We start from the raw sequence: 1,166 nt of genomic DNA, 5'->3' as shown, positions 1-1,166 counted from the left end.
GTCTACTACGGGCACAAGCCGGGTGACAAGGACTCGCTCTGCGCGGGCGTGTACGAGCTCGACGAGGAGACCTGCACCCACGGCCCCGACCCGGCCCCGGCCGGCCTGAAGGTCACCCGCGACGTCGCCCCGGTGACGGCCAAGGTGCCCGAGCCCGCCGACCCGGCCCGCGAGGCGGCATCCGTGCCCCCGGACGCCGAGATCGTCCGCGACCAGGGCGGCTCCTCATTGTCGCCGGGCGCCCCGGCGCTGATCCCGGACGCGGCTCCCGGCGAGGCCGACTTCGTCATGGGTACGCACGACGTGGCCTGCGAGGGCGACGGGCGCACCGGCAAGCGGGTCCAGGTGCTCTACCTGCACGAGTTCGGCACCCCGAGCCGCTACGCCGACTTCCTCGGCTCGATGCGCACCTGGTCGGCCGGCGTCGACCAGATCTTCGACGCCAGCGCGGCCGAGACCGGCGGCTCGCGGCACCTGCGCTTCGTGACCACTCCGCAGTGCCGGGTCGACGTGGCCGAGGTCCAGGTGCCCGAGGCAGCGCTGGAGTCGTTCACCGGCAACATCGACGCGCTGCAGACGCTCGGTTACAACCGCACCGACCGCAAATACCTGATCTTCGCGGACACGAACGTGTACTGCGGCATCGGCACCTTCGTCGCCGACAAGCGGCCGGGGCTGGGCAACCGCAACAACGGCGGGCCGTCGTACGGCCGGGTCGACGCGGGCTGCTGGAGCTCGGTGGTGGCGGCGCGCGAGGTGACCCAGATGCTCGGCGCCCGGCTGCAGGACTCGCCGAACTCCACCGGCGCCGGCAGCTGCACCGACGACTACGACCTGATGTGCAACAAGGACCGCTCGGACACCGCTCTGCGTACGGTCTGCCCGAAGAAGCACGAGGACCGCCTCGACTGCGGCCACGACGACTACTTCAACACGAACCCGAAGCCGAAGAGCTACCTGGCGGACAACTGGAACGTGGCGCAGAGCGAGTTCCTGCTGCGCAGCGACGGCGGCGACGACATCCCGGACGCGCCGAACGCCGTACCGGCCGAGCCTGACGCGACCCCGCGGGCGACCCCCAGCACGGCGGCTCCCGAGGGGCCGAAAGCTCCGGAGCCGACCGCCACCGGCGGTGACGCCTCCGACGGCGGCGGCGACGCGGTGCC

At 72.2% G+C, this 1,166-nt stretch carries 1 pseudogene; it reads left to right on the top strand.

Annotation, left to right across the window (positions count from 1 at the left end):
- Positions 1 to 1,166 (top strand): annotated as a pseudogene (locus tag AB0C29_RS49560) (hypothetical protein); the annotation flags it as partial.

Origin of the sequence: Actinoplanes sp. NPDC048791 (assembly GCF_040650095.1) — a bacterium.
GTDB lineage: Bacteria > Actinomycetota > Actinomycetes > Mycobacteriales > Micromonosporaceae > Actinoplanes.
This window is presented reverse-complemented; position numbering and strand designations above follow the sequence as displayed.